Origin of the sequence: Synechococcus sp. W65.1, assembly GCF_047461615.1 — a bacterium.
GTDB lineage: Bacteria > Cyanobacteriota > Cyanobacteriia > Thermostichales > Thermostichaceae > Thermostichus.
In genome coordinates, this window is the sequence record NZ_JANSHI010000005.1 from 61546 (window position 1) to 85400 (window position 23855).

The 23855-nt window shown below is 60.5% G+C and carries 22 protein-coding genes; 10 read left to right on the forward strand and 12 right to left on the reverse strand.

Features of this window, described 5'->3' with window-relative positions; all coding sequences use genetic code 11:
• Nucleotides 1–56 precede the first annotated feature (56 nt).
• Complete coding sequence (locus NW806_RS04085) at nucleotides 57–707, reverse strand: peroxiredoxin (RefSeq protein ID WP_414395276.1); 651 nt, start codon at nucleotides 705–707, stop codon at nucleotides 57–59.
• Between the two features lie 322 nt (nucleotides 708–1029).
• Between NW806_RS04085 and NW806_RS04090 the strand changes: the two genes are divergently transcribed.
• On the forward strand, nucleotides 1030–2076 hold the full coding sequence (locus tag NW806_RS04090) for a hypothetical protein (protein ID WP_414410118.1): 1047 nt from the start codon (nucleotides 1030–1032) through the stop codon (nucleotides 2074–2076).
• Between the two features lie 7 nt (nucleotides 2077–2083).
• On the opposite strand, the gene NW806_RS04095 is transcribed toward NW806_RS04090, so the two are convergent.
• The 4 genes from NW806_RS04095 to psbU form a co-directional block, all read right to left on the reverse strand.
• Nucleotides 2084–3013, reverse strand: a complete 930-nt coding sequence (locus NW806_RS04095) for an alpha/beta hydrolase (RefSeq protein WP_414410119.1) — start codon at nucleotides 3011–3013, stop codon at nucleotides 2084–2086.
• Between the two features lies 1 nt (nucleotide 3014).
• On the reverse strand, nucleotides 3015–3599 hold the full coding sequence (locus tag NW806_RS04100; protein WP_414410120.1) for a type II CAAX prenyl endopeptidase Rce1 family protein: 585 nt from the start codon (nucleotides 3597–3599) through the stop codon (nucleotides 3015–3017).
• 108 nt (nucleotides 3600–3707) lie between these two features.
• Nucleotides 3708–4787, reverse strand: a complete 1080-nt coding sequence (csaB, locus tag NW806_RS04105) for a polysaccharide pyruvyl transferase CsaB (RefSeq protein WP_414410121.1) — start codon at nucleotides 4785–4787, stop codon at nucleotides 3708–3710.
• Between the two features lie 115 nt (nucleotides 4788–4902).
• Nucleotides 4903–5265, reverse strand: a complete 363-nt coding sequence (psbU, locus tag NW806_RS04110; RefSeq protein WP_414395262.1) for a photosystem II complex extrinsic protein PsbU — start codon at nucleotides 5263–5265, stop codon at nucleotides 4903–4905.
• A gap of 195 nt (nucleotides 5266–5460) precedes the next feature.
• On the opposite strand from psbU, the gene gcvP reads away from it, so the two are divergent.
• Nucleotides 5461–8397 carry an aminomethyl-transferring glycine dehydrogenase gene (gene gcvP / locus NW806_RS04115; protein ID WP_414410122.1) on the forward strand — a complete coding sequence of 979 codons (2937 nt, stop codon included), beginning with the start codon at nucleotides 5461–5463 and terminating at the stop codon, nucleotides 8395–8397.
• 7 nt (nucleotides 8398–8404) lie between these two features.
• Here the strand turns inward: gcvP and NW806_RS04120 are convergent, their stop codons facing one another.
• From NW806_RS04120 to NW806_RS04130, 3 genes are all read right to left on the reverse strand, one after another.
• On the reverse strand, nucleotides 8405–9187 hold the full coding sequence (locus tag NW806_RS04120) for a hypothetical protein (protein WP_414410123.1): 783 nt from the start codon (nucleotides 9185–9187) through the stop codon (nucleotides 8405–8407).
• A 295-nt stretch (nucleotides 9188–9482) separates the two neighbouring features.
• A complete protein-coding gene (locus tag NW806_RS04125; RefSeq protein WP_414410124.1) occupies nucleotides 9483–9929 on the reverse strand; it encodes a hemerythrin domain-containing protein in 447 nt (148 codons plus the stop codon).
• A 219-nt stretch (nucleotides 9930–10148) separates the two neighbouring features.
• Complete coding sequence (locus tag NW806_RS04130) at nucleotides 10149–11021, reverse strand: tRNA (5-methylaminomethyl-2-thiouridine)(34)-methyltransferase MnmD (protein ID WP_414405773.1); 873 nt, start codon at nucleotides 11019–11021, stop codon at nucleotides 10149–10151.
• Between the two features lie 117 nt (nucleotides 11022–11138).
• Here NW806_RS04130 and accD point away from each other — a divergent pair, with 117 nt between their 5' ends.
• Both accD and NW806_RS04140 read left to right on the forward strand, forming a co-directional pair.
• Complete coding sequence (gene accD / locus NW806_RS04135) at nucleotides 11139–12083, forward strand: acetyl-CoA carboxylase, carboxyltransferase subunit beta (protein WP_414395249.1); 945 nt, start codon at nucleotides 11139–11141, stop codon at nucleotides 12081–12083.
• A gap of 170 nt (nucleotides 12084–12253) precedes the next feature.
• Entirely contained in the window at nucleotides 12254–12628 is a 375-nt protein-coding gene (locus NW806_RS04140; protein WP_414410125.1) for an STAS domain-containing protein, read from the forward strand.
• Between the two features lie 33 nt (nucleotides 12629–12661).
• Here NW806_RS04140 and NW806_RS04145 read toward each other — a convergent pair whose 3' ends face one another.
• Complete coding sequence (locus NW806_RS04145) at nucleotides 12662–14848, reverse strand: NAD-binding protein (RefSeq protein WP_414410126.1); 2187 nt, start codon at nucleotides 14846–14848, stop codon at nucleotides 12662–12664.
• A 511-nt stretch (nucleotides 14849–15359) separates the two neighbouring features.
• On the opposite strand from NW806_RS04145, the gene NW806_RS04150 reads away from it, so the two are divergent.
• Both NW806_RS04150 and dcd read left to right on the forward strand, forming a co-directional pair.
• A complete protein-coding gene (locus NW806_RS04150) occupies nucleotides 15360–16007 on the forward strand; it encodes a cob(I)yrinic acid a,c-diamide adenosyltransferase (protein ID WP_414410127.1) in 648 nt (215 codons plus the stop codon).
• A gap of 28 nt (nucleotides 16008–16035) precedes the next feature.
• Nucleotides 16036–16629 carry a dCTP deaminase gene (gene dcd, locus NW806_RS04155; RefSeq protein ID WP_414410128.1) on the forward strand — a complete coding sequence of 198 codons (594 nt, stop codon included), beginning with the start codon at nucleotides 16036–16038 and terminating at the stop codon, nucleotides 16627–16629.
• Nucleotides 16630–16643: 14 nt separating this feature from the next.
• Here the strand turns inward: dcd and accC are convergent, their stop codons facing one another.
• Both accC and NW806_RS04165 read right to left on the reverse strand, forming a co-directional pair.
• Complete coding sequence (accC, locus tag NW806_RS04160; RefSeq protein WP_414410129.1) at nucleotides 16644–18008, reverse strand: acetyl-CoA carboxylase biotin carboxylase subunit; 1365 nt, start codon at nucleotides 18006–18008, stop codon at nucleotides 16644–16646.
• Nucleotides 18009–18142: 134 nt separating this feature from the next.
• Nucleotides 18143–18553 (reverse strand): FHA domain-containing protein, encoded by a 411-nt coding sequence (locus NW806_RS04165; RefSeq protein WP_414410130.1) that lies wholly within the window; start codon nucleotides 18551–18553, stop codon nucleotides 18143–18145.
• A gap of 195 nt (nucleotides 18554–18748) precedes the next feature.
• On the opposite strand from NW806_RS04165, the gene NW806_RS04170 reads away from it, so the two are divergent.
• Genes NW806_RS04170 through NW806_RS04185 form a run of 4 tightly spaced genes read left to right on the forward strand, consistent with a single transcriptional unit; the run spans nucleotide 18749 to nucleotide 22036 of the window.
• Nucleotides 18749–19165 carry a rubredoxin gene (locus tag NW806_RS04170; protein WP_414410131.1) on the forward strand — a complete coding sequence of 139 codons (417 nt, stop codon included), beginning with the start codon at nucleotides 18749–18751 and terminating at the stop codon, nucleotides 19163–19165.
• 4 nt (nucleotides 19166–19169) lie between these two features.
• Nucleotides 19170–20159: a photosynthesis system II assembly factor Ycf48 gene (locus NW806_RS04175; protein WP_414410132.1), complete on the forward strand. Its 990-nt coding sequence runs from the start codon at nucleotides 19170–19172 to the stop codon at nucleotides 20157–20159.
• A 13-nt stretch (nucleotides 20160–20172) separates the two neighbouring features.
• Nucleotides 20173–21261 carry an undecaprenyldiphospho-muramoylpentapeptide beta-N-acetylglucosaminyltransferase gene (gene murG / locus NW806_RS04180; protein ID WP_414410133.1) on the forward strand — a complete coding sequence of 363 codons (1089 nt, stop codon included), beginning with the start codon at nucleotides 20173–20175 and terminating at the stop codon, nucleotides 21259–21261.
• Nucleotides 21262–21280: 19 nt separating this feature from the next.
• Nucleotides 21281–22036 carry an endonuclease III domain-containing protein gene (locus tag NW806_RS04185; protein ID WP_414410134.1) on the forward strand — a complete coding sequence of 252 codons (756 nt, stop codon included), beginning with the start codon at nucleotides 21281–21283 and terminating at the stop codon, nucleotides 22034–22036.
• Nucleotides 22037–22039: 3 nt separating this feature from the next.
• Here NW806_RS04185 and NW806_RS04190 read toward each other — a convergent pair whose 3' ends face one another.
• Complete coding sequence (locus tag NW806_RS04190) at nucleotides 22040–23851, reverse strand: chloride channel protein (protein WP_414410135.1); 1812 nt, start codon at nucleotides 23849–23851, stop codon at nucleotides 22040–22042.
• Nucleotides 23852–23855 lie beyond the last annotated feature (4 nt).

Below are 23855 nucleotides of genomic sequence, written 5' to 3' on the forward strand. Positions count from 1 at the left end.
GAAGAGATCACAGCCTCCAGCAAAGAAGGGATCCCTTCCTGCCAAGTGGGTTGGACTTACTTATTGGGCTGAGGGGTGACCCGCAAGTAGGGTTTGAGCTCCTTGTAGCCCTTCGGGAACTTTTCTTTCAGCACCTCTGGATCTTGCAGGGAAGGCGGGATGATGACGTCGTCGCCATCTTTCCAGTCAGCAGGCGTAACGACGTTGTACTTATCCGACAACTGCAGAGCATCAATGACCCGCAAGATCTCATCAAAATTGCGGCCTGTGCTGGCTGGGTAGGTGATGATTAGGCGTATCTTCTTGTTGGGATCGATGATAAATACCGACCGGACGGTTAGGGGCAGCCCCTCTTGGTTAAGGTTGGTCTGATCCAGCATGCCGTAGAGCTGGGAGACCTTGCGGTCGGCATCCGCCAAAATGGGATAGGTCACCTGGGCATTCTGGGTTTCCTCAATGTCTTTCACCCAGCCAACGTGGGAGTCCACGTCGTCCACACTGAGGCCCAGCACTTTCACGCCCCGCTTCTCAAATTCGGGCATTAGCTTGGCAACCCTGCCCAGTTCGGTGGTGCAGACCGGCGTGTAGTCGGCAGGGTGCGAGAACAACACCACCCAGCTATCCCCAGCCCAAGAATAGAAGTCGATGTCGCCATGGGTGGACTTTTGCGTAAAGTTAGGGGCAGTGTCCCCAAGTCGGAGAGACATACGCTCTATCCTCCCTAAGATGCAGTGCGGTAAGACAGGGATCCGAAACCCTTCAATCCCATTTCTTTTGATCTTGCCACACAAACCCCACTTTTCCGAGCGGATTTAGGTAATTTTAAGATCGTCGTCACCTTGCCGGCAGCAGGAAGGGCTCTTTGCTGCTAGGTTGCGTTTCAAACAGAACGCGCGGATCTTGACGTCCCCTTAAGTTCTTTTAAGTTCTTCGCGGGCTGCAACGAGAAGGGGTAGCATTCTAAACAAGTAAAGCAGTGGCATTCCAGGAGTATGCTGGATAACCTAGTTCCCCCCAGCAGGAGAACTAATGGAAAACGCGGAGACAGTCACAATCTATAGCTTGGCCACTCTGTGGGCCCAAAAATATGTAGACAAGCTGAGGGCGCAGGCGGCTGGGGGTGGGCCGCTAGGCCTGCAACTAGCCGACAAGGTGAAGGGATCCCTGCGCTTTGCCAGCTCCCAGGCCTGGGCGAAAACGGAAAAGCTCTTGGCTTCCGAAATACCACGGCAGGGACTGGATCCGGACTTAATCGATCCCTGGAAAATTGCGGAGGACTCTCAAAGTCTCTTTGAGCAGGCAGCCCAGAGCTGCGAGGAGGGCATCCCTCCCTCCCGCTTTTCGGTGAAGATCGCGCCCCTCTGCGGTCAACTGCGGGCTCGTTACAGCGAGCGGGATCCGCGAGTGCTCGGCTTCTTGAGCATGCAGTTCCACTACACCGGACAAATGCTGCTGCAGGCCCTGTTGCCTGAGGAGCGCAGCCTCTTCTACCCCTACTTGAAGGTGATGGACGACCACCTGTACATGCCGCTGCAGAAGATGGTCAAGGCTGCTGCCGACCAGGCGGGGGACAGTCCTTCTGTTTCTCTAGTGGCCATTCAGGAACTGTTACCCATTGTTACCAGCGTAGCTGAGTTCATCTGTGCCGAGGTGGCAGAACGTTTCAGCGGCTACTGCTGCGAGAGTGGCCCCCTGACGGATCTTGGAGTGCGGGCTTCCAGCATCCGTGATGTGGAGATGTTTCAGGTGTACCTGGGCCTCTGTGCTCTAGAAGGCAGCCTCGCCGCTGTGCAGCAGGAGCTGTTTCCCCTTTGCGTAATGCTTTATCCCCCTCTGAAGGTGGGCTGGGAGCTGGTGCGGCAGATGTTGGAGCTGCTGGACCAGTCTCTGCAATCTCGTCTGACCCCGGCTAGCTATGCCGTCTTGTTGCCTTACCTGAAAGCTGTGCAGGGCATGTTCTCGCTGGAGGTTTTCCCTGAAAACGACCCAATCTGGAGCTATCACCCCGACGTGGTGCGCTTTCTGGAGCCGGCGCGGCAGCTCTTGCAAGAACTTCTGAATCAAAAGGCCGGCTGAGTATTCCCTACTTCCCCGAGAAGCGGCTAGGCTCCACCAGCTCGGCCACAAATTGGTGCAAAAGGGGCAGGTAGCGCTCTCCGGCCACCTGCAGCAGGTTGTTGTGATCTGCTCCCTTAATAGCCACTAAGCGCTTGGGATCCCGTGCTGCCTGGTAAAGAGCTTCGGCATGCCAGAAGGGGATCAGGCGATCCTGGGTGCCGTGCAAGATCAGCAGCGGACAGTTGATGTGGGCAATGCGGCTGAGGTTGTCGAAGCGATCAAAGGGCAGCAGCGGGAGGCGGGTCAAGACGCGAAAGGCGCTTACAAAGGTCGATTCCAGGATCAGGCCCCCCACCGGCTTTTGGGTTGCCAAGTAAACCGAGGGTCCGCCTCCCACTGAGCGCCCGTAGACCAAAATTCGCTCCGGCGGGATCCCTTGGGCAATGAGATAGGTGTAGGCCGCCTCAATGTCCCTATAGGCGCCGGCCTCGGAAGGGATCCCTTCACTGGTGCCGTAGCCCCGGTAGTCGTAGGCTAGGACAGCAAATCCTCCCTGCTGCAGGCCCACTAGGCGAGGCAAGATATCCCCCAAGTCCTCAGCGTTGCCGTGGCTGTAGAGAAAGGTATAGGTGGCCTGGGGATTGGGCAGGTACACCGCCGAAATCTGCAGGCCATCAGAGGTGGTGAGCTTGAGAATGGCATCCCCATCCTGGTAGCTGGCGGGGCGGGGCAGAAAGATCAGCCGCTCCGATTGAAACCAGCCCAGCCAGAGCAGGTAGCCGTACACCACTAAGCCAACAAGCAGCAGGGATCGCCCCAGCCGCAGCCACGGGAAGAACCCGAAACTCAAAGGCTTGCCCATCGCTCGACTTGGCCTCCAGACCATTCCCCTCACCCTCAGACCCTCTAGGAGAGGTGGGACGGGTGGCGTGCCGGCAGCGGCGATGTCGGGCACTTCAGGATTCGGCTGGCAGGGCAGAACATTTCCAGAGGCAAACCCCAATCCAGTTGACCAGGGTGTGGGCGACGATGGTTACCAACAAGTTTCCCGACAGCCACACTCCCATCCCCAGCAGAATGCCCACGGCGCTGGCCCAGAGGGCATAGGGCCAACCCTGCCACTCTAGCCAATGCAAAACCCCAAACAAGAAGCCGCTCAAGAGGATTCCACCCGTCCACCCCAAGGGGCTGGCCGCCAGGGCTGCCATCAGCACGCCGCGAAATAGCCATTCCTCGCTCCAGCCCGGCAGCACCCCCACCCAGAAGATATCCCGCCACTGCAAGGGATCCGCCACGAGGTGCAAGTAGCTAGAGGCCGCCCGGCGATAGGCTGGCCAAAGCCAGTAAGCCCCGCCGCTAAGCAGCGCCACCCCCAGACCCAGGGCTGCCCCCCAGGCCAAAGCCAGGGGATCCCAGCGAAAGGGTACCGATAGGGATCCTAGCCAGATCCAGAGGCCAGCGATGAGCGCCAGGAGCAGGCTGGTGAGACCCATCCCCATCAAGATCTGTTGGCGCGTGCAGGGCTGAATCTCGGCACTCATGGGAAGAGACTTGCTCGGGCACCCTATTCCCAGCGTAGAGCGAATCCCGACGAGAACGGCTATGCTCTCCCCAACCCTCGAGGGCGGAGCTTGGGATTCCCCCTTTTTTCAAGACAAGTGCTGCCTCAGCAACTGGGCGTGCTGGGCCGATCGCTCTACCCAAACGGCCACCTGGTCAGGGCTGAGGGCTGGCCCGTCGGCATAGCAGGCTAGCCAAGCCTGGTGCAGCGCCTTGGGATCTTCCGGGATCTCCTCTAGATCCCAGCCGGGCATGCCCAATTCCTCAAGCAGCGTTTTCACTTTGGGATCGTAGCTGAGGCCAAAGCAGGCACAGCCCTCGGCTGCCGCCATCACCAAGCCGTGGTAGCGCATAACAATGGCCAATCTCACCCCCCGAAAGACCCCCTTTAAAAGATAGGGATCCCGGATTTCCACCACCTGGCTATGGTGGGGCAGGCGATGGTAAAGCTGCTGGGCCAAGTGGTAGTCTGGCCCTAGGTCAAGGGATCCGGGAGGAGCTAGCTGAAAGGGCACGAAAAGAAGATAGGCCCCCGTGGCAGCCTGGAGGCGTCGCAAGGCTTCCGCCAAAGTTTCCAGTCGCGCTGGAGTAAGCTGGGGATGCTGCCGTAGGACCACAGCAATGCGGGGCTGAGGCCACGTCTCCCATTCGGGCAAAGTTTTGGCAGGCAGGCCCCAAACCGGATCCGGGGCTACTTGGTGGGGGATCCCCCACTCGTGGAGGTAGCGGGAGGCCACTCCGTCACGCACGCTGATGGCTGTACAGCTTGCTAGAGAGTGGCGGGCCAGCTTGCGGATCCAGCGCCGCTCCAAGGGGCCGATCCCCTGCGCCCAAGCCAAGGTTTTCAGACCCCGCCGCTGGGCCCAGAGCATCAGTCCCAGGTAGTAGAGGGGGCTGCGCCAACTGGTGCGATCCTGCAGCAAGCTACCCCCGCCCCAGATGAAAGCCTGAGCCTGGGCCAAACAGCGCTGCAAAGCCCAGGCATCAAAGCGTGGACAGGCCAGCACCCCATAGGTGGCAGCGGTTGCCTCAGGGCAGGGAGAAAGCACCACCGGCTGTACGGGGTTGGGCAACTGCCGGAGCTGCTGCAGCAGAACCAACAACAAGGCCTCGTCGCCGGCATTGCCGTAGCCGTAGTAGCCACAGATCAAAACCTGTGGCCGTTTCATCGCGCCTTTGCCCCAGACGGAATCCTCTCTCTTGGGAACAAAAGAGTTTGCTGGAGAGCCCTGGGGATCCCAGCAGCCAGCGGGCAAGGGACTCAGGAAACTGCTCTACCCACTATCAGCCGTAGTAGCCTTGGTTGATGCGGTTTTCCAGCTGGCTAGCCCCTTCGCGGTACTCTCCAAACACAAAGTTCTCCGCATTGGCCCTAATCAGCGCCTTTTGCTGCTCTGTCAGCTCCGGGATCTTCAGCATGTCCTCTAGGCTCTTATAGGGAGCGTTTTTCACCAGGATGCGAGCCAGAGTAGGGTAGAAGCCAGGCAACTGGCGGTAGTTGCGCAGGATGGTGTTGTTGACGTCAATGGGAGTGTCAAGGTGTCTTACCGGCGGCAGCTCCGCCGCCACGGCAGGGATCCCCAAGGAGGCCAAGCCCAGGCAAAGCAGCAAGAGGAAGGGCAACCAAGTCGACAGCAGCCGGCGCATAGCACCACCTCTCCAGACAGGGTTGAAAGCAGCCATACCAACGCTCACGGGATAGATTTTAGTGTCTCATCCTCGCTACCTTGCATCGAGCCTCAAACTCGGATTTGTATACCGGCGGAAATAATTTTTAACAACTATGATCAGGAAACAGCCCGCTTGCAGCTGGCTGACTTCCTCTTGCCCTTGGCTTGTCCTATGTCCAACTCCACACAGCTCCACCCCCATCCCCTTGGCTCCTCTGGGCAGCACGCTCTTCAACCTCCCCTTGCCCCCGATCCTGAGCTAGAGCTGCTAGAGCAGCGGGAACTCTTCGTCTGGCGGCACCTCGGGCCGGATGCCGGGCAGATCCGCCAGATGCTGCAGGCCCTGGGGCTGAGCTCCCTCCGAGAGCTAGTGGAAAAGGCAGTGCCAGCAACCCTTCGCAGCAATCGGCCCTTGCAGTTGGGATCTCCCTGCAGCGAGCAGCAGGTGTTGGCGGAGCTGAGGGCAATGGCGGCCCAGAACCAGGTGTGGCGCTCTTTTTTGGGCATGGGCTATTCCAACTGCCTGACGCCGCCGGTAATTCAGCGCAACATCCTGGAAAACCCTGCCTGGTACACGCCCTACACTCCCTACCAGGCGGAGATTGCCCAGGGGCGGCTAGAAGCCCTGCTCAACTTCCAGACGATGGTTGTGGATCTAACGGGAATGGAGATCGCCAACGCCTCTCTACTGGACGAGGCGACTGCGGCTGCCGAAGCCATGAGCCTGGCCTACACCTTGGCGGGCAAGCGATCTCCAGTTTTTTGGGTGGATTGCGGCTGCCATCCCCAGACCATTGCCGTAGTGCAGACACGGGCAGAGCCCTTGGGGATCCAGGTGCGCGTGGCGGATCCTTTGCAGTTTGAGCTTGAGCATGGCTTTGGCGTGCTCTTACAGTATCCCAACACCTACGGGGAGATCCGGGATTACCGCGACCTGGTGGAGCGGGCCCACCAAAGAGGGATGGTGGTAACGGTAGCCGCCGACTTGCTCAGCCTAACTCTCTTGCAACCGCCAGGAGAGTGGGGGGCGGACGTTGTGGTGGGAACCACCCAGCGCTTCGGGGTGCCCCTGGGCTATGGCGGCCCCCATGCAGCCTACTTTGCCACCCGCGAGGCCCACAAACGGCTGCTGCCAGGGCGCCTGGTGGGGATCTCCCAAGATGCCCAGGGAAGGCCGGCCCTGCGCCTGGCCTTGCAAACCCGAGAGCAGCACATCCGCCGCGACAAGGCCACCAGCAACATCTGCACCGCCCAGGTGCTCTTGGCCGTGGTGGCCTCCATGTATGCCGTCTACCACGGCCCGTGCGGCCTACGGCAAATTGCCGAACGCATCCACCGCCAGGCCCATCAGCTAGCCGCCGCAATCCGCCAGTTGGGCTACAAGGTGGGGCCAGAGTATTTCTTTGACACCTTCTGGGTAAGGGCAGCCTCCCCAGAGCAGGTGCAGCAGCTCCAGGAGCGGGCCGCCCAGAAGCGCATTAACCTGCGACGGATTAACGACGTCACCCTGGGGATCAGCTTGGACGAGGCCACCACCGCTCAGGACCTGCGCGATCTCTGGCAGATCTTTGCCGGTTCTGAAGAGCCAGGCTGGGATCCCGAGGGCCTGAGTTTGGATCCCAACCAAAGCCTGCCGCCTCAGCTCTTGCGCTCCACTCCCTACCTCACCCATCCGGTGTTCAACCGCTACCACTCGGAAACGGAGCTGCTGCGCTATATCCACCGTCTGCAGAGCCGGGATCTCTCCCTCGTCCACGCGATGATCCCCCTCGGCTCCTGCACCATGAAGCTCAATGCCGCAGCAGAGATGCTGCCCATAACCTGGCCGGAGTTTGCCCAGCTCCATCCCTTTGTGCCCCTGGAGCAGGCGCGGGGCTATCAAACCCTCTTTGCCCAGTTGGAGCGAATGCTGGCGGAGATCACGGGCTTTGCCGGCGTCTCCCTGCAGCCCAACGCCGGCTCCCAGGGGGAATATGCCGGCTTGCTGGCCATTCGCCGCTATCACCGGGCCCGCGGGGAAAGCCAGCGCCAGGTGTGCCTGATCCCCACCTCTGCCCATGGCACTAACCCTGCCAGCGCCGTCATGGCGGGGATGCAGGTAGTGAGCGTGGCCTGCGACAGGGCCGGCAACATCGACCTCGAAGACCTGCGGGCCAAGGTGGAGCAGCATCGGGAACGCCTGGCGGCTTTGATGATCACTTACCCCTCCACTCATGGGGTATTTGAGGAGGGGATCCGCGAGATTTGCCAGATGATCCACGAGGCGGGGGGGCAGGTGTACATGGATGGGGCCAACCTCAATGCCCAGGTGGGCCTCTGCCGTCCTGCGGAGCTGGGCGCGGATGTCTGCCACCTTAACCTGCACAAGACCTTCTGCATCCCCCACGGCGGGGGCGGGCCGGGGGTGGGGCCCATTGCGGTTGCCCATCATCTACTGCCCTATTTGCCTGGCCATCCCTTTTTGCCCGGCTGCAATGGCCCGGTCAGCGCCGCCCCTTGGGGTAGTGCCAGCATCCTGCCCATTGCTTGGGCCTACATCCGCCTCATGGGATCCGCTGGCCTCACCCTGGCCACCCAGGTGGCCATCCTCAACGCCAATTACATTGCCAGGCGGCTGGATCCCTACTACCCAGTGCTCTACAAAGGGCCGGGGGGGTGGGTGGCCCACGAGTGCATCTTGGACTTGCGCCCCCTCAAGAAAAGCGCTGGCATCGAGGTAGAAGATGTAGCCAAGCGGCTGATGGACTACGGCTTCCATGCCCCCACCATCTCTTGGCCGGTGCCGGGGACAATGATGGTGGAGCCCACCGAGAGCGAATCCCTGGAGGAACTGGATCGCTTCTGCGAGGCGATGATTGCCATTCGCCAAGAGATTGCTGCCATTGAGCGGGGGGAGATGGATCCCGTGCGCAATCCCCTTAAACTTGCCCCCCACACCGCCGAGGTGGTGGCCGCTGACTACTGGGATCGCCCCTACCCCCGCTCCCTGGCTGCCTACCCCCTTCCGTGGGTGAAAAGCCGAAAGTTTTGGCCCAGTGTCAGCCGCATCGACAACGCCTACGGGGATCGCCACCTAGTGTGCAGTTGTCAACCCTGGCTAGAAGGCTAACTCTGAATCAAGCCGCCTGCGGCTCCATCTGGGCCAGCTCTGAGCAAGAGGAGAGGAGTTGCTCGGCCTCTGGCACAAGGCGCTCATTCTCTTGCAGCGAGGCCAGCACCAGCGGCAGCACCTCCCTATCGGCCTCAACGGCCTTCTCTGTTTCTTGCAGGAGGTTTACCGAGTCCTCGGTAAGCAGGTCAGCCACCTGAGACAGCTGCGCCTTCAGCAAGGCATTCTCTTGCTCCAATTGAGCCAGCCGCTCCTGCAGGCTATCAATTTGCTGATCCCGCTCTCCCAGGGCTGCTTCTAGCTCACGGTTGCGGGCCTCCAACCCTTGGCGGGCTGCCTCTAGGTGGTTCAGCCGTTCTGTCAAGCTTGCTAGTTCACCCTCCAAGTTGGTGAGGCCACTCACTTGTTCCAGAAGTTGGGCATTCTCCGCCTTCAGTTTCTCAGTCAACGCCTGAGCGCTCACCAGATCTGCTTTGGTGGACTCCAGCTCGTGACAGACTTGGTCATGTCTGGCAATCAGCTCGCCCAGCCGAGCTTCTTTCTCCTGCAGGTCTCCTTGCAGGGAACGAATCAAGCGATCCCTCTGTTCGACACACTGCTGTAACTGTTCGATGCGCTGTTGTAAGATGGGCAGTTTAACCAAAGCCTTCTGGGCCGCGGCGAGAAGTTTCCTGAAGCTCTCCTGCAGGCGGCTGTGGGATTGATCCAGTTTGTCGAAAGCTTCGTTAAGGGAAAGGTAGGCCTCGCATAGTTTCATATAGCGCTGGGCCAGAGAAGGAGAGTAATCCATGGTGGGGGCTCCAGGTGGGACATTGCCTCTATTCTATCGATCCTTTTTTAAAAGCATTGTTTGCTACAAACACCTTGGGATTAATCTCGCTTTAACGTTTTCGCCTCAGTCTTCACCGGGATAAACTCCATGGCACTGCCTTCGGGCCAGCTTTGGATTCCAGGCTGACATGGGTTTAGGCCCTAGGAATCTGCCTGGGTCAGCAATCCTCCCCAGCCGGCAACAACTGCAAGATGAAGACTGAAGCAGCCCTCGTCGGCTAGAGAGTAGCGGCCAGCGCTGCGTCTTGGGAGGGCTAGCAGCGTTCAGGGGACAAGAGAGGGCGGGTTACCGCTTGTCGCTCCCACTCCTCCATTTTGGTGCGACGGCTGTTGGCGGAACTTTGGAAGGTAGTGCTAGCCTGCAGCCGTTTGCGGAACAGGCGCAGTTGCTGCTCTTCCGCCTCGAGAGAAACATGTTGGGCAAAGAGCGGCTGTACAACTTTCTCCTCCTGCATAAACTGAGCCCGCAATTGCTGGTACAGATGCAGGGCTGCCCCCAGATCCAACCGCTGCGGGTCACGCTCCGCCTGGTGCAAAAAGCAAGTCAACTCCGGGATCTGATCCCGCATCTGCTGCTCCAACCCATCGAGCTGGCTGAGGCGGTCGGGATCCGCCCCTAGAGCCGCCCTAAGCAGGGGGTAGAGGGCGTGGCGCTCCAATTGAATGTGGCGGGAGAGGCGCTGCCGCAACCTTTGGACCAAGAGGCGCTGCTGCTCCAGATCCAACTAAGAAGCTCGGGACAGGTTCAGAAAGGCCTGCAGGATGACCCGGTGCTGATTGGCCCAAAGACCAACCAATGTACCGCCAGCGGGGGAGGAAGCCACGGCTACCTCAGGAAATCGCTCTCTTCATCGTAACTTTACTTCATCAAGACAAGATTAGGAAGCGAGGCAGTAGACTCCCGCCTCTTTCCTCCTGAATTAGGTTTGGCCAAGCCAGCGGCGTTTCCAGGCAGAAGTGGGCTCAAGGGGTGAAGTTTGCTGTTCTCGCTGTCGCTGCAGCCGGATTTGGGCTCTGTCTCCCCTCAAGGTGGGATCCCGGTAGGGCACAGCGGCGCGGGTTTTCAGGTGCTCCCACTCCATAGGCGAGAGAGGCGGTAGGTAGTCTGGCTGAGGTGAGGCCACCGTGCCCGGCCAGGGGCGGCCCAGCGGGGGCGTAGAGCCGATAAACAGCCCCGCCTCCAGGAGAGCTGCCCGCACTGCCGCTGCACAGGAATAGGTGGCCAAGATGCCGCTGGGGCGCATTCGCTCAGCCACCGCCCGCAAGAAGTCCACCGTCCACAACTCCGGGCAAACGGCAGGAGAAAAGGGATCCAAAAACACCGCGTCCGCCCATCCCCGCGGCACCTGGAATAGGGTTTGGCGGGCATCTCCCCACAGCAGAGTTCCGCGCCAGCGGGGTGATTGCCAGGATCCCTTCTCGATAAAGTGTTGCCACTCCTGGCTAAAGCTCCAAGTGGATCCCACCCCCACCTGCCAGGCCTGGCGGGGCACCTCTGGGGATCGCTCTAGGCCAATGACTTCCACGCGGCAGTCGGGCCGCACCTGCCAAATTGTCTCCAAGGCGAGGCCGGAGTTGTAGCCAAGGCCAAAGCAGATATCCAAAAGGCAGATGGGCTCCTTGGGGTCCCGCTCCAGGGGCAGCCGATCCAGCCGGCAAGGGCGGACGAACTTCTCCAGCGCCTCCTGGGCAGCGCCGCTGACGTTGTGGAAAGCCTGCCCGAACTCCTGAGAGAAAAAAGTCAGGGAACCATCCCCTGTGGTCAGTACCTGCCACTGGGTCTCTGGAGTCATGGTCTCTATCCAGTTTGGCGATTGCCTGAGGGCTTGAAGACGTTAAGATAGATTTCAAGGCTTACCAGCAGGGCCTGAGGATCTCAGCACTTGCTATCCTCAGCTATGGGAGGAACCATGTCTCTACTGGATTGGTTTGCCGAGCGGCGCAAGCAGACTTCCCTTAACTTAACTGGCAGTAGCCCCTTTGACAAAGAGCGGCAAGTGCGGGAGATTGCCGACGGCCTCTGGCAGAAGTGTCCAGCTTGCGACGCCCTCACCTACACCAAGGATCTGCAGCAGAACTGGCAGGTTTGCCCGAGCTGCGGCTACCACTATCGCATTACCGCCCCAGAGCGGCTGCAACAGCTTTTGGATCCCGGCTCCTGGCAGCCCCTCGACGACCACCTGGCGCCTACCGATCCGCTCCACTTTTTTGACCAAAAGCCTTACAGCGAGCGTTTGGCCTCTTACCAAGAGCGCACCCAGCTCAAGGATGCCGTCCTGACCGGGCTGGGCACTTTGGAAGGCAGGAGGGTGGCCATTGGGGTCATGGATTTCCGCTTCATGGGCGGCAGCATGGGCTCGGTAGTCGGCGAGAAGATCACCCGCCTTACCGAACGGGCCACCTGCGATCACCTGCCCCTGATCATTTTCTCGGCCTCGGGGGGAGCCCGCATGCAGGAAGGGATCCTCAGCCTCATGCAGATGGCCAAGACAGCAGCCGCCCTGCAGAGGCACCGCGAAGCCGGGCAGTTGTTTATTTCGGTACTTACCCATCCCACCTACGGGGGAGTAACAGCCAGCTTTGCCATGTTGGGGGATTTGATCCTAGCTGAGCCCGGTGCCCAGGTGGGGTTTGCCGGGCCCAATGTTATCGAGCAAACCATCGGCAAGGGCAAGCTTCCAGAGGGTTTCCAGACTGCCGAATACCTGCTGGCTCACGGGCTTATCGACGCAATTGTGCCGCGGACCGAGCTGCGCAAGCGCTTGGCCCAGTTGCTGGCTATGCACCGCCCTCGCTTGCCCAGGTCCCTTCCCGCGTTCGATTCGACTTACGCCCTCGATCCGGCCAAAGTCTGAATAAAGTCCCATTGGAGAGGTGGATGACTGGGGAAGCCAGATCTAGCTAGCTCCCGTCTTCCCTTTTGGCTGCAAAAGAAGTTTCCAGCGCAAGCTGTATAGCGGAGTTTTCGCGGGATTTTCTGCAACCGAGGGTGCTAAGGTGGGGCATGAGGTTTTGACGGGAAACGATGAATTTTAAGCTGCGCATCCGTACCGCTGAAACTCCGCAAGGGCAAAAGCTAGCCATTGTGCCCCTGGAGGGTCGTTTTGATGCCAAGGCCGCTTCCGAAGCCCGGCAGTTGCTGCAGCAGGTTTTGGATTTTGGCTACACCAACCTGTTGATCGACATGTCGGCGGTTACTTTTATGGATAGCTCGGGCCTGGGGGTGCTGATCTCAGCCTTGCGCAAGTGCCGGGCTGCCGGTGGCAATCTCGGCCTCTGTGGCGTTCCCGAAAGCGTCGCCCTTGTCCTCCGCCTGACCTCAATGGAAAAGGTCTTGACCTGTTTTGACGACCTGGAAACGGGCATCGCCAACTTTCCCACCGCTTCCTCCGACCGCTAGCCGATACTTTTTCTATGCCTCTGACCTTGAGGCTCAGCCATGCAGCCGGCCTCGACACCTTGGGATCCGCTCGCTGGCCTGCACGTGGGCAAAGACCTGCACCTCGGTGCTCATTTTGCGAAGCTGGCGGGCCAACTTAATGGCCTTGTCGCGGGGGAGAGGGGGACTCACTACCGCCGGCAGACAGCGCAACAGTGGCCTCAGCGCCGTTTTGGGCAGCCGCGCATAAAACGCCAAGGTGGAGAGAATCTCGTCTTCAAAGTAGGGGTTGCGATATTCCAAGAGCCGCACTTGATAGAGCTCCGGCGGCAGGGGCCGCCCCTGGGCCAGGCGAATCAGGGATCCCACCGTCCCCATCACGTACAAGCGATCCCCCCGTTTCAACACAGTCTCCCCCTCTTTCTGCCAGATCTTGGGAAAAACACAGGGCCGGTCCGGTCGGGAGTGATGCAGCAGGATCGCCAGGTCGTAATCCTGGGCCAGTTGTCGCAAGGATAGCCCCAGGTAAGGGTCATGGGCCGAGACCTCCAGCAGCGTTTCCCCCTCCCAAGTCAAGGTGCCGTAAACGGCTCCCGCCAGCGCTGCAGTAGCAAAAGCACGCGCCCCCAGGGCGGTGGGGCTGTAGCTGATCCCCAGGGCCTGCAGATGCCGCTGCATTCGCGCCGCCACCTCGGCATCAGTAATCCGCAAAATGGTGCGGATGCCGGGGTGTAGGCTGTGGGCAGTTAGGGCAGTCTCGAGGTTGGTGAGATCGTCAGGAGTCGTGCAGATCAGGCAGCGGCTGCTTTGGATGCGGGCCTGTTGCAGGGTGCTTGCTAGAGCGTAGTTGCCCCGGATCACCACCGCCCCCTCCCGTTCTGCCGCCCCCAGCAGGGGATTGTCGGCGTCGGGCTCCACCGCCACCACCTCATAGCCCATCTGCCGCAACAACTGCAGCACCAAGTAGCTCAGCCGTCCCAACCCCGCAATCACCACATGATCCCCTTTGGGCATATGGGCAGCTCGGCCCAAGCCGAAGCGGCTGCTTACCAACTTGTCGGTCACCAACCCATAGATCAACCCCACCAGGGCAGCCCCCACCAAGGTCATGACCACCGCCACTACCTTCACTCCTAGGGGAGTCTCCGCCTGCTGAAAAGCCTCGATGTCGCCATACCCCCCCGTCAACACCACGATAGTTAGCAACAGAGCGTCGAAGACCGGCTTGCCGATCACCCTGAAATTGATCACCCCTAGCACCAACATGGCCCCCAAGGTGAAGGCGAGGGTGCGCACGATGGGCTTGACCTGCAGCAGTCCTTGCAGGCTTCTGCGCAGCCAAGATAGGAGCTGGCTGAACGACTTGCCGCGCCGTCGTTGTCGTTTGTCTTGCACCTGTCCACTGGCCCAGCGTTGCGCCCGCGAAGAGCCGCGCCTTCCGTTGCGCTCCAACAGTTGCAGGTAGGCCCGGGGGTCACAGATAACCAAAATGCGATCCCCCTCCAGCAGCTTTGCTTCGTGGTCGAAGTCATCAAAAATCCGAGACTCGGAAAAGTTGGACAGCCCGTCCACCGGGTAGTGAAACAGCACCCGCGCCCGAAAGGTCTCCTCCAGTTCCGAGAGGGGCATGTGCAGCAGACGGGAGTTGTAGCCAATGGTCAGCTCCACCACGTTCCAGAGGGTGGTCTCTTGGGGGGCGCCAAAATAAAGCGGATCCGCTAGCTCCGGCGGCAGCGTGGCCGGCTGCGCCTCCAGCTGAGGCAGCTCGAAGTAGCCGACAAATTCGTCCGAGACAGCCTTGAGGGCAAAGGCCGGAGCCGCCAAGCCCGCAACCGACAGGGAAAAATGCTGCGGCAAAATCGAGTCCAGGTAGCGGGCAAGGCCAGTGTTAAACAGACGAGAGACAATGCGCGCCTGCGGGTTGAGATCTCGAATCAAGAGGGCCAGCTCGAAGTTGGCTTGGTCATTGTCCTCCAAAAGCAGCGCCACCTTGATCCGCTCAATCCCAGCCCGGCGCAACACCTCCGCCTGCTGGGGATCCCCCTCTAGGTATTGCCATTCCCCTTTCCGAGAAGGCGGCAGGCAGGGAGCCACCACCACTGCCCGCTGTCCAAACTCTTCCAGAATCTCGAGCGTCGACTCCGCTAAATCGTTGTAGCCACAGACCAGAATGGAAGCACCTGGGTCGCGGCCATTGTCCTGCAGTTGCCCAGCCAGCTCTTGGGAAAGGGAGTCTGCCATACCCTGTCACCTGCTCTGCTCCCTTTATACCCAGGACGGCAGGATCCCCCTCTTATCTGGCCGAGCTTGGGAAAGAGGCTGCTGCTAGTCCCGGCTCCCGACCAGAAAAAAAGGCAGCGCAAGCCCCGGCATTCATGGCAAGCACTCTGCGCCGCTGCCGCGAGGGGGATTAGGACATGGCGTCCCCCACAGGCTTGTGGTATACCTGGCGCTGTGTAGCCCAGCGAGTGGGGGCCTAGCTGCTAAAGCTGTGAAAAAATCTCTGCCCTCTCAAGCTGGGGAGAACGTCCAAGGAGAGCTGTAGGGGGTGTTTCATGGAATCTGTAGCCGACACTTGGGCCACTTCTAGGCTCTGCAGCCTAGCGGCCGTCGCTCACCTCGGCAAGGGGTAGCGGAGCTTTGGTGCGGGTTATGGATAGCACTTCTAACTTGTAGTTCCGCCGCTGTAGGGTCTTGTCCTTTAGCCCACTCCCAAGATAAAACGGTGGTTTGCCCTGCCTCCCTTAGCCGTATGCCTTCCCCCAAGGACGCTGTTTCTGTTGCCCCCGTCAAACAGCCTGCCGCCCAAGCCAGCTCTACCGCGGGCGACTCCTTTCTCCAAGGGTATGGAGACTTTCCCGCCCACCTAATCCCCCAGGGATCGCTGCAGCTCTACACCCAGCCCGGTCGGGGCATGTTCACTCCTGTGATGGTCCAGGCCCTGCGCTTGGCTGGTCAGGGAACGCGGGTGTTGATTGTGCAATTCCTCAAAGGCGGGATTAAGCAAGGGCCGGAGAACCGGGTTTTGCTGGGCAGTTCCCTAGAGTGGGTTCGCTGCCGTCTACACCGCTGCATTGATACGCCGCATCTGGAGCCAGAGGAGCGCGTAGCTCTAGACGAGTTGTGGCAATTTACCCAGGAGGCCGTTAGGAGTGGCCGGTATGGCTTGGTGGTGCTGGATGAGCTAAGCTTGGCCATCAAGCTGGGCTTGATCCCGGAAGAACAGGTGCTGGATTTGGTCGATCAGCGGCCGGTCTGGATGGATATGATCATCACCGGGCCCGAAATGCCGGCTTCCCTTCTAGAACGCGCTGATCTCATCACCCAGCTACGCCCCCGGCAGGAGTCCTCGCGGGCTCTGGGCAGGCGCCGGGATCCCTCGCGAGTCAGTAGTCCCTAGCACCTTCTGGTCTTGCCGTCATCTAGCCATGCTAAAGAGCGACCGCTGGATCCGTGAGCAAGCGCAGCAGGGGATGATTGAGCCGTTTTGCCCCGAATTGGTGCGGGCCGTGGAGTGGAATGGACAAATGCGGCCTGTTTTGAGCTATGGGCTTTCCTCCTATGGCTACGACATTCGTCTTTCCCCCGTGGAGTTTAAGATCTTCCGCCATGTGCCCGGTACTGTGGTAGATCCCAAGCGGTTTAACCCCAAGAACCTCGAACCGGTGGAGCTTCACCACGACGAGATGGGGGACTACTTCATCATCCCTGCCCATTCCTACGGGCTGGGGGTGTCCCTCGAGCGGCTGCAGGTGCCCGACAACATCACTGTCCTCTGCATCGGCAAGTCTTCCTACGCCCGGGTGGGGCTAATTGCCAACCTGACTCCAGCGGAAGCGGGGTGGCGCGGCTACCTGACGCTAGAGTTTTCCAACGCCTCCAGCGCTGACTGCCGGGTGTATGCCAACGAAGGAGTGGTGCAGCTGCTGTTTTTTGAGGGGGATCCCTGTCAAATTACCTATGCCGACCGTCAAGGCAAGTACCAGGATCAGCCGCAGCGGGTGGTGGTGGCTAGGGTTTAGCTGTCTGCCCCAGTCTATCGTTCAGACTGGCCGCCCAGCAGGTGTTGGGCAATGAAATCCGTATGCACCTCACCCCGCAAAAAAGCCTCGTGGCGCAGGATCTGCTGGTGAAAAGGGATCGTGGTGGGCACGCCCGTGATGGCGCACTCTCCCAAAGCCCGCTGCATGCGGCGGATGGCCGCTGCTCGGTTGGGCCCCCAGACAATCAACTTGCCCAATAGCGAGTCGTAGTAAGGGGGAATGGTGTAGTCGGTGTAGATGTGGGAGTCCATGCGCACCCCTGGCCCACCGGGGGGCAAGTAGGCAGTGATGGTGCCCGTGCAAGGGCGAAACTGTTGCTTGGGATCCTCGGCATTGATGCGGCACTCAATGGCATGGCCTCGCAGTTGCACATCCTTCTGGCGAAAGGTGAGGGGCTGACCTTGGGCAATGCGAATTTGCTCGGCAATGAGATCCAGCCCCGTCACCATCTCGGTTACGGGGTGCTCTACCTGGATGCGGGTGTTCATCTCGATGAAGTAGAACTGGCCGTTTTTGTCTAGCAAAAACTCCACCGTGCCCGCTCCCACGTAGTTCACCGCCTTGGCTGCTTTCACAGCCGCGGCCCCCATGCGGGCGCGCAAGCTCGGCGTTAGAGCAGGGCTGGGGGCCTCTTCCAACAGCTTTTGGTGCCGCCGCTGGATAGAACAATCCCGTTCGTAGAGGTGCACCACATTGCCATGGCTGTCAGCCAAAATCTGAAACTCCACGTGGCGGGGGCGCTCGAGGTATTTCTCCAAATAGATGCCCCCATTGCCAAAGGCAGCCTGCGCCTCCCCCTGGGCGGTGCGCATCATCTTCCGCAATTCTTGGGGATCTCGGGCCACCCGCATACCCCGCCCCCCACCGCCGGCCGTGGCTTTGAGGATCACGGGGTAGCCGATTCTCTCAGCTAGCCGCAGCGCTTCCTCTTCAGAGGTGATCAACCCGCGGCTGCCGGGGACAGTCGGCACCCCCACCGCTTGCATGGTCTCCCGCGCGGTAGCCTTGTCACCCATCTTGCGCATGGCCTCTGGGGAAGGGCCAATGAAAATTAGGTTGTGGTCGGCACACATCTCGGCAAACTTGGCATTCTCCGCCAAGAAGCCGTAGCCCGGGTGAATGGCATTGGCCCCGCGGGTAAGGGCTGCTGAGATGATGTTGGGGATGTTGAGGTAACTTTTGGCCACAGGGGCTTCCCCGACACAGACTGCCTCGTCCGCCAGTTGGACATGGAGCGAGTTCTGATCCGCAGTGGAGTAGACAGCCACTGTGCGGATCCCCATTTCCTGACAGGTGCGGATAATGCGCAGAGCAATCTCGCCCCGGTTGGCAATCAGGATCTTGGTGATGGGCGGCATAAACCCTGAGAGCCAGCAGCCTCAAGCCGACGGATACCACGATGCTAACGTACCCCAGAACGACGCCGGGCAAGAGGTTCTTGCGCCCCCCTACTTACCAATTGGGAGGTTGCTGCCCTGCCAGGCGTTCCATCTCACAGGCCGACGATCTGGGTATTTTCCAAGGTGGAGAGAATCCTGTCCAGATCGCAAGCCTGCCGCAAATAGGTGGCGGTGGCGTCGCTGCCCAACTGGATTTCGTCTCCATCTTCGAGCTCTCGAAACTCTACCCGCTCCCCCCGAACGTAGAGGCCGTTAGTGCTGGGGTTGCCGTGGATGTCTCCATCGATGATTTGGTAGGTAAACCCGTCGGGAGAGGTGGGAGATTCAGTCTTCACCAAAAGGGCGTGGTGGCGGGAGACGTACTGGGAGTCGATGCGAATGCTGTTGCTTGGATCCCGCCCCAGGGAATAGAGCTCGGCTGTTAGCCAGTAAGCTTTAGGCCCTTGGCGATCTTTGACGATGAGCAGGTGATTGAGAGTAAGTTGACGAGGGGACGGGGTCATGGGGGAACAACCACTGGCATAACACGAAGCGTAGCACGGGATCCCCGGCTAGGATCCCCTGACCGGTTGGGGGGCAACGCCAGCTCCCCAGCGGGCTAGACGTGTACAAAAGCATTGCGGAGAAAGCAAGTAGATTTTTGTAACAGATCCTCTCATAATAGGATCGAGCAACGCAGACCCTTCCTCAATCGCTCCATGAATAGCGCCCCCTCGCCTCTTGTCGACCAGTCCAAAGCCACCAAGGCACCCAAGCTAATTGAGCTGCCGGAGGATGAAACCGAGGCTCAGCTTGGCGATCCCCAGAGCCTGCAGCGGTACGAATGCCGCGCTTGTGGCTATGTCTACGAGCCAACCCAGGGGGATCAGCTCAATCGCATCCCGGCAGGCGTGCCCTTTGAGGAGCTGCCCCCTACCTGGAGATGTCCAGTGTGCCGAGCCGATAAGCGCCTGTTCCAAGCGGTGGGCGCCAAGGGCAAGCCTTCCGGCTTTCAGGAAAACCTGCGCTACGGTTTTGGGGTTAACGTGATGACCCCTGCGCAAAAAAACCTCCTCATCTTCCTGGGGTTGGCGCTGGGGTTTCTGTTTTTGATGAGTTTTTATTTCGTCGAGTAACAAAATGGTGAAGCTCCTGAGGCTAGTGCTGTTGGCTGCCTTCTCGCTCCTGCTGGTGGCAGCGGGAATGCCAGAGATGAAGGTGGTGCCCTGGGAACAGGTGGAGGTGCCCACCCAGAGCATCCTGCTGGATATTGCCTTCACCGGCACTAACCCTTCTCATGGCTGGCTGGTGGGCGACAAGGCGACCCTGCTGGAGTCCCAGGATGGCGGTCTGCACTGGCAAGTGCGCCAGTTGTCGGCTCTAGAGCCCGAGGCTTACTTGAGATCGATTAGCTTTGCCGGGGCAGAAGGGTGGGTAGTGGGGCAGCCGAAGATCCTGCTGCACACCTTGAATGAGGGAGCGGACTGGACGTTGATTCGCCTTAGCAAGCAACTGCCAGGAGAGCCCCTCTTGATCCACGCCCTCGGCCCTGGCGCTGCCGAAATGGTAACCAATGTGGGAGCCATCTACCGCACAGAAGATGGGGGACAGACCTGGCACGCCCAGGTGGAGGAGCCGATTGGGGCAATCAAAAACATTGCCCGCGGTCCTGGAGGGGAGTACCTAGCCGTTTCCTCGCGCGGCAGCTTCTACTTTTTGTACACGCCTGCAACCCAAGCTTGGAAGCCCTATCTGCGGGAGAGCTCTCGCCGCATCCAGAACATGGGCTTTGGCCCCAACGGCAGTGCCTGGAAACTGAATCAGGGGGCAGAAATTGCCTTTACCGACGACTTTACCTCTGGCAAATGGTCTAAGCCTCTGCGACCTGGGCGAGCCCTTAGCTTTGGCTATCTCGATGCAGCCTACCAAAACGACCACGACCTCTGGGTGGTGGGGGGCGGCGGCACGCTGATCCACAGCCCTGATGGCGGCAAAACCTGGGAGGAGGCCAAAAAGTTGAGCAGCATTCCCGCCAATTTCTACAGCATCGAGTTTTTCGGCCCCGACCGAGGGTTTATCCTGGGGCAGCGAGGCACGCTTCTGCGCTACGTCGGCTACGGCAGCTCCTGATCCCAGGGCAAGGGTGAAGAGAACCAGCAGGGATCCCGCTTCCCCACCGCGGCTGCTGGTGGCGGCCAGTGGCACCGGAGGTCACATCTTTCCAGCCCTAGCTGTTGCTGAGCAGTTGCCCACCTGGCAGATTGAATGGCTGGGAGTGCCGCAGCGGCTGGAGGAGAAACTGGTGCCAGAGTGCTACCCGCTGCATCGGGTCACCATGTCGGGCTGGCAGGGATCCCCTCTGCAGAAGCTGGGCTCCCTAATCCAGTTGGCCCGAGCAACGCGGCAGGTGCAGCAGATCCTCCGGGAGGGACGGTTTGACGCTGTGTTGACCACCGGTGGCTACATCGCTGCCCCGGCCATCTTGGCAGCTCGCTCGCTGGGAGTGCCGGTGCTGCTGCACGAGTCCAACCGTATCCCAGGCAAAGTAACCCGCTGGCTGGGAAGGTTTTGCCAGGTAGTAGCCTTGGGCCTGGCGGAAGCGGCGGAGCATTTGCCAGGAGTAGCTACCCGGGTGGTGGGCACGCCGGTGCGGCCAGAGTTCTATCAGCCTCAGCCCTTGCCTGCAGATCTGCCCATTCCAGAGGGGGATCCTTTGATTGTGGTGATGGGGGGGAGCCAGGGAGCGCAGGGCCTGAACCGCCTGGTGGCCGCCTGTGCCCCAGCCTGGTTGGAGGCAGGGGCCTGGATTGTGCATTTGACCGGCGGCAGTGAGGTCGGGATCCCTTCCCACCTCCGCTACCGCGCTTTTCCTTTCCGCACCGATGTGGCCGCTCTGCTGCAGCGGGCAACTTTTGCCATCAGCCGAGCTGGCGCCCTCAGCCTGGCAGAGTTGTGGGCCACCGCCACCCCCGCCATCTTGATCCCCTATCCGTTTGCCGCCGAAGACCATCAGTATCACAACGCCCTGGCTTTTGTGGAGCGGGGTGGAGGAGTGGTCCTGCGAGAGTCTGAAGAGAATTTGGACTTGCTGCGGCAAACGGCGCTAAGCTGGCTGGATCAGCCCCAGGTGGTTGCCCAAATGGCCGCTAACTTGAAGGCGACAGCTCCTCCCCCTGCCAGCAAGGCAGTTGCCGGCCTGCTTCAGGAGATCTGCCGAGATTCCGCCCGTTAACTTTCCCAGGAGGCCAGCCGTGGTACAGCCGAGATGGGATCGGGACCCTTTTGCCGCAGCCGTCGACACCTCAGCCCGGCTGGAGCCTCGTCCTCCCAACACCATCGCGGTGGAATTGCTGTTGGCGCGCCTGGAACAGTGCTTTGGGGTCCCCCAACGTCCTTGCAGCCCCGACGGCCTGCCTCTCTATCCCGACCTCTTGGACGAATTGGTGGGCACAATCCTCTCCCAAAACACCACCGACCACAACAGCAGCCGCGTCTTTCGCGCCCTCAAAGCCGCTTTTCCCTCCTGGGAAGCTGTCTTGGCTGCCGACCCGGCCGAGGTGGCCCAGGTGATCCGTCCTGGGGGCCTGGCCCAACTCAAAGCAGCCCGCATTCGGGAGATTCTGGCTGCCATTGTCCAGCGCCAGGGATCCCTGAGCCTCGACTTTTTGCGGGATCTCGACGACGCGGACGCTCTGGCCTATCTCCTCTCCCTGAAGGGGGTGGGACTGAAGACAGCCGCCTGTGTACTGTTGTTTGGCCTGGGCCGAGATCTCTGCCCGGTGGATACCCATGTGCATCGGGTGGCCAACCGTCTTGGCTTGGTGCGAACCAGACATCCCGACGACACCTTTGCCCAACTGTCGCCGCGGATCCCGACAGGCAAGGCTTATTCCCTACACGTCAACCTCATCCGGCTGGGCAAACGCCTCTGTAAGGCGCGCCTGCCCGACTGCGGTCGCTGCCCCCTGCACCACGAATGCCCCTCCGCCCTGCTGCAGCAGCGCTGATCCCTACTCTGCCGGCCTAGGGGAAGAAGGGATCCCGTTTTCGCTCCCCTCTGAGGCAGGAACTTCCGGCTCGAGGACTTGCCGCACAGATTCAATCTCTTGGGAGAGCAACACCCGCTCCCGATCCAGGAGGCCAACCACATGCTCCGGATCCTCCCGCGAAACCACCGGCAACTGGCGCAGATCGTACTCGTACATCGGCTCGGCAGCCACCGCCACCGCCTCGTCAGGGAAAGTGGTGAGCACAGGCGACTGGCTGACCTGCTCTACCGTCAGTTCGGCCACTTCTCCAGCTCCCCTGTGGGCTAAGGCCCGCTCGAGGTCTTCCAGGGTGAGGATGCCCCGCAGCCGATCTTGCCTGTCCACCACCAAAGCGCTGTGGCACTTTTGCTGCAGCAAACGCTCCAGGGCCTCTCGCAGAGGCGTATCCTGTTGCAGCAGCAGAGAAGGAGGCACCATGACCTCTTGAACTGTTAGGCCCTTGGGCTCCTGCCTGCGGCGGGCGGAAGGGTAAACAACTGGCGGGTGCAAATGCTCCGTTAGCCAAATGCTCAAGCCCACCGCCGCCATCACCGGCAGGGCAATGTGGTAGTCCCGCGTCATCTCAAACAGCAGCAGAATTGCCGTCAGGGGAGCCCGCACGCTGGCTGCCAGTACCGCCCCCATGCCCACCATGGCGTAGGCGGCAGGGGGAGAGAGGGCAAAAGCAGGCAAGACCCTTCCCACCACCTGGCCATAGCCTGCTCCCAACACCGCCCCCAGGAACAGAGCCGGGGCAAAGGTGCCCCCGACAAAGCCGCTGCCCAAGCTCACCGCGCTGAGGAATACCTTGCCCAACAACAGCAAGCCCAACTGGCCAAGGGAAAAGGGCACCCCTTGCAAGATCGACTCAATGGTCTCGTAGCCCACCCCCAGCGCTAACGGGATCCAGAGGCCAACACCGCCGAGGATGGCACCGCCCAGAATAGGCTTGCTCCAGGTTGGCCAGGCCGCCATGCGGCTAAATAGCTGCTTGCCCCCCTCCAGGGCATAGCTAAAGGCCAGGGAGACCAAGCTGGCCAAAAAGCCCAAGCCCAAATAAAGCGGCACCTCCAGCAGACTGTGAAGCTCGTAGGCAGGCAAGACAAAAGCCGGCTGCGTAATGGTTGGCAGCAGGAAGGCCGGCTGCGCCCCTAGCCCCACTTGAGCAATTAGAGCGGAGACCACTGCCGCCAGAACCACCACGCTGACCGCAGAGGTGGTAAAGGAGCGGGCCAGGGCCAGCTCCAAGGCCAAGAACACCCCCGCAATCGGTGCGTTAAACCCCGCCGCCAAGCCCGCTGCCGCCCCGGCAGCCATCAACAGCTGCACCCGCTCCCGCGCAAGACGGAGGGTCTGCCCTACCAGGGATCCCAGCAGGGCGCCGCTTTCCACACTAGGAGCCTCCGGACCCAGAGAGGCTCCCGCCCCCAAGGAGATGGCAGCAGCCACGAGCTTAAGAGGGATCCAGCTTGGCCGAGGGCGGAAGGCTCGGCTAGGACTTACCAAGCTGGAGAGGCTGAAGTTGGGAAGAGGCAGAGCCACCTTCAGCACGCCAATCAAGAGGCCTCCCAAGAGCGGTGCCAAAGCCGGGACCCAGGATCCCAACTGCTCCAGACCATAGGGTTGGACAGCCTTGGCAAGGTTGTCGAGCAGAAGCTCTTGGAAGAGATGGCGACACCAGCCAATCAAATAGCGAAACCCAACCACCCCTAGACCCGTGCCCAGGCCGACGGCTGCTGCCAACAGCAGCACCAGATTCTCAGAGGAGAGGCGCAGGCGGGGATCCGCACTCATAGGG